The organism is Candidatus Megaera venefica (assembly GCF_034554655.1).
GTDB lineage: Bacteria > Pseudomonadota > Alphaproteobacteria > Rickettsiales > Rickettsiaceae > Megaera_A > Megaera_A venefica.
In genome coordinates, this window is sequence record NZ_JARJFB010000151.1 from 1 (window position 1) to 3,908 (window position 3,908).

5 protein-coding genes are annotated in these 3,908 nt (G+C 34.5%); 1 reads left to right on the forward strand and 4 read right to left on the reverse strand.

Annotated features, from left to right (window positions below; translation table 11 throughout):
• Positions 1–328 (reverse strand): transposase (locus tag Megvenef_RS07830; RefSeq protein ID WP_322776028.1); only part of this gene is annotated, 328 nt, incomplete at its 3' end.
• 71 nt (positions 329–399) lie between these two features.
• Between Megvenef_RS07830 and Megvenef_RS07835 the strand changes: the two genes are divergently transcribed.
• The gene (locus tag Megvenef_RS07835; protein WP_322777399.1) at positions 400–612 is read left to right on the forward strand and encodes a Rossmann-fold NAD(P)-binding domain-containing protein; all 213 of its coding nucleotides are present in this window, start codon (positions 400–402) and stop codon (positions 610–612) included.
• Here the strand turns inward: Megvenef_RS07835 and Megvenef_RS07840 are convergent.
• From Megvenef_RS07840 to Megvenef_RS07850, 3 genes are all read right to left on the reverse strand, one after another.
• A complete protein-coding gene (locus Megvenef_RS07840) occupies positions 574–1,557 on the reverse strand; it encodes a Fic family protein (protein ID WP_322777400.1) in 984 nt (327 codons plus the stop codon). The genes Megvenef_RS07835 and Megvenef_RS07840 overlap by 39 nt on opposite strands.
• Before the next feature lie 289 nt (positions 1,558–1,846).
• The gene (locus Megvenef_RS07845; protein WP_322777401.1) at positions 1,847–2,032 is read right to left on the reverse strand and encodes a hypothetical protein; all 186 of its coding nucleotides are present in this window, start codon (positions 2,030–2,032) and stop codon (positions 1,847–1,849) included.
• 420 nt (positions 2,033–2,452) lie between these two features.
• Positions 2,453–3,688, reverse strand: coding sequence for an LbtU family siderophore porin (locus Megvenef_RS07850; RefSeq protein WP_322777402.1), 1,236 nt, complete (start codon positions 3,686–3,688; stop codon positions 2,453–2,455).
• Positions 3,689–3,908: the final 220 nt, after the last annotated feature.

Here is a 3,908-nt window from a genome sequence, read left to right on the forward strand (position 1 = left end):
CTTCAGACACATCAAGATCTTGCTGCAAATATTCATAACCACAAAAATATTGCCAATAAATATTTTCCTTTAGCTCTTCCTCCGTAAACGAATCAGAACCGTTGTACATAGCTTGAAGCATTGATAGTGCTAGCATTACTCTATGATCTTTCTTATTTCTACCAAATTGCTTGATTTCAATGTTAGGCAATGCTCTGGCTTCAAGTTCAGACCAATTTACTAAATCCCTTAGTTTATATAACTTGTTTTTAGGATTTAGTTTTGTAGATAATTTCTCTTCAAATAACCTTTCTTGTTTTTGGAGAAAAGTAATATTTTCTATAGGCATAATTTTAAAATCCGTAAGCTTTATGCGGTAATTATACCATTTTCTTATGGATTTTGTAAGCTGTTTATGACATGAAACCCCTTGTTAATTCAGGCGGGGAGAGTTTTGACGGAGGGACAACAAAGGGACAAATGAATCTTCTAAATCATACAGTTTTTATTACTGGTGGTTCTTCTGGTATAGGTCTTGCATTAGCTAAAAAGTTCATGGAAAGTAAATGTGTATTTATTCTATACCATGCTGTCTCACCTGATGCCCTGTATATAGTCTTTAATCTCATGTAAAGTCAGGCGTTGTTCCTTAAGTATATGAATTTGTTTAATTCGGTCTATCATTTCAGGAGCATAAAGCTGGTAGCCTGTATCAGTAATTTCCGCAACTTCGAGTAATCCCTGTTTTGTCCAATGACGGATAGTAGAGTTGCGCATCCCAACTTGTTGTGCAAGATCACCAATTTTCAGTAGTTTACTATCGTCCTCATAGCTAGTTGTTTCACCTTGTGCAGCTTTGAGGTAAATATCGAGGGAACGATCAACAGCTTTCATAATAATTTTTACATAGTCGTCTTTTGAACCTCCAAGCTGAGCTTTTTCTAGTGCACTAATATAGGCAAGGCGATCACGCTTGCGAATAATTGCAGCTGGATATCCTCTCATCAATAGAATCATATTCATCAATAACCTTGCAGTTCTACCATTGCCATCGACAAAAGGATGAATAGTAACTAATCTATAATGCGCTTCTGCCGCTAATTCTACGGGATGAAAATCTTGAGAATCCTTTAACCATTCTGCAAATCCTTCCATTAACTCAGGAACTTTATGTGGATTAGGTAATACAACTGCCGACCCAGATATTCTTACGGGCACATTACTGTAATGTCCAGCGTTTGAATCATCAATGCCTTTCAAAATAATGTCATGGATAAGTAAAATATCTTTTTCACATAAAGTTTGTGGTTTGCATTTAATTTGTTCTTTTACCCAGTCCAGCGCATGAGCGTGATTAGTTGCCTCTAAATGCTCAATAAGTGTTTTGCCACCAATAGTTAGACCCTTTTCTACAACCAAGGCTGTTTTACGGCGTGTTAGAGTATTTCCTTCAAGTGCATTGCTTGTATAAGTAAGCTCTACTCTAAACCATTCATCCAAATTACGTAAAAGTGCTTCTGGTAACGGCCTATAGCTATCTAATTGCTTCTTTTTATTGGTAAGTTTATCATCTATCATATATAAAAACATAAACCATAACGTTATGGTTTTCAAGATTAAAATATACGTTATGCTATTAACGTTCTAAATCTCTTTGCCTATGTCAGACTTTGGATCAATGTAGGCCTCGTTTTAACGACCTGGATGGTTGATTCCTTTTTATTTGAACCATTTATATCAGTTGAACCTTAATATCAGAAGCCTTGTGAAGCTGAATAAATGCAGAGAAATACTTACCTATGCACCAACAGTTAAACCATCTTTGTTAGAAAATCCCCTAAATTTATCAAACCACTCCTTTATCTCGTCAAACTCCTTGAGCATATTTTTGTCTAATTTCTTTATGTAAATTTTTCTTTCCTCTTTTTTTAAGAACAAAATAGTGACTAATATCTGGTAATTTAGTTTTAATAAAATTTGTGGCGTATCTATATTCTGATAAGGCCTTAGTTACACTAATTTCAGTATTGTTTAGGTCGGTATTTTTGTCCAAAAATCCTGCATATGGTATATGCAGTGCTTTAAATATATTTGTGCTAATATACCCTGCTAGGCCCAGATGGTCGGAACGTGATGGCCAGATTTCTCAGAAATTTACTGCCATGATTGGACGTTACCTCATCCACTTCCTCTTTAACAGATTGCGCAAATTCAGCTAGCTGTTGCTTTTGCGATTCTAAGACGCTTAGACACGCTTCTTGCATTTGTCTTATCGATTCCTTTGCAGTTTCTTCGATGGTCTTTTGATTTTGCAGCATGCTATCTTTAATGGTTTGACCAAGCCCTGCGATATTAGTGGTAATCGTTTCTAAACGCTGGCTATGTATTTTCTCTACTTCAACTGCAAAACGTACTGTTGTGGTTGGCCATGAAAATTTTATACCATTTAACTGCCAGCCCTTAAATCTTCATCTCACATTATTTTTGCCATTAAGGTAATTAGTGATGTTACTGAAGTTTTACCAGTACCACCATTTTTGCTTTTATAGTCTTTATCCCAAATAATTTGAGTTCCAAGTTCAATATTTTTCCAAGCCTCAATAGAGTAATAAGCTTGAACTCTATGTTCTGGCAAACCACGTCCAAGATCATTACCTTTTAAATTAAGAGCTTGTGTTGATTTTTGATAATTCATTCCAACTAGGTTTTGCTTTTCGCTAAAAGCTTTAAATTTATAAGTAACATCTAATAACAATGCCGCAGGTTTGGCTCCAGATTCTTTCCAGGATATATCTTTCTTGTCGAATTTTGTGAGAGCAGAAGTAAATTGAGCGGTTGTGTAAAAGTCAGAAAATTGTTTTTTAGCCGTAAAGCTGACTCCAGGAACCGATTTCCTATATGATTTATTTAGAGGGTTTATACAACACTGACTTGAAGATACAATATAATTAACTGAGCTTGCTATGTTTTTTACGATATCTAAACTTAGCTCTGTCTTGCCAGACTCCTCGTTACTTATATAACCAGCTTGAATCCCTATATTATTAATTTTTGAGGTTGAATCTTTTTTTATTTTATCAGTAAAACTGAAAACCGAAAAGTTTAATCCATTTTCAGGTGGCATATAACCTACTGTAATACCAGGCGCTTGAATTTGAGTAAGTAGTTGTGTAAAATTTGCTGGAATAGAGTGGGGAGAATATTGGCCATAATTAAAATATTGAATACCAATTTTTGCAAAGTAAGGTGAAAAATCTCTATTAGCAAATACTATATGCGCCTCATCGATTTTATCATATTTATTGAATCTTGAAGGATCATTTTTTCCTCCATACCCACATGCTGAGCAATCACCAGAACTCGGCGCAAAATTTAATCCGAGGTTTGCAGCAGCCCATTCATTTAAATTTGATACTGCATATAGAGTGATTTTAGGAACACAAAAAGTACTATATGTATTCTTTTTATTGAACCTGGAGCTTTTATTTTGGTCAGTATCGCTAGCGATTAATTCACCAACAATTAATCCAGAAAAATTTATCCCCTCAATTTTGAATTTATCTCCATAAAGAATTGCTTGATTACGACTTAAAATTCTAGAGTTTTTTTCAGAAGAAATATCTTTGCTTTCTACTAATTCCCCCTTTACTGATGAGAGAGAAAAAGATAATGTTATTAAGATGAAGGTCAGAATGTTAATTATACGCATAAGTTGTTGTGCCCTTCCCTAAATTTTCTGCAGAACATTTAAAAAACATTCATAACAAAACTTAATTGTTAAGGAAATTTTCAAACTACGTCATAAAAACATCTATTCTTCTTTATGTCAAGCTTCTTACTGAGTCTTTTTGACTAGGTAGCATCCTTGTTACAAATTCGTTTTTAGTGGCCCCACCAGTATACTTGTCGTTATAACACAAGCTTAAGTG

Bases quoted from the DNA above. Each gene is read 5' to 3' on its own strand.
- Megvenef_RS07835 (WP_322777399.1), top strand. From the start codon at position 400: ATGAAACCCCTTGTTAATTCAGGCGGGGAGAGTTTTGACGGAGGGACA.
- Megvenef_RS07850 (WP_322777402.1), bottom strand. From the start codon at position 3,688: ATGCGTATAATTAACATTCTGACCTTCATCTTAATAACATTATCTTTT.
- Megvenef_RS07840 (WP_322777400.1), bottom strand. From the start codon at position 1,557: ATGATAGATGATAAACTTACCAATAAAAAGAAGCAATTAGATAGCTAT.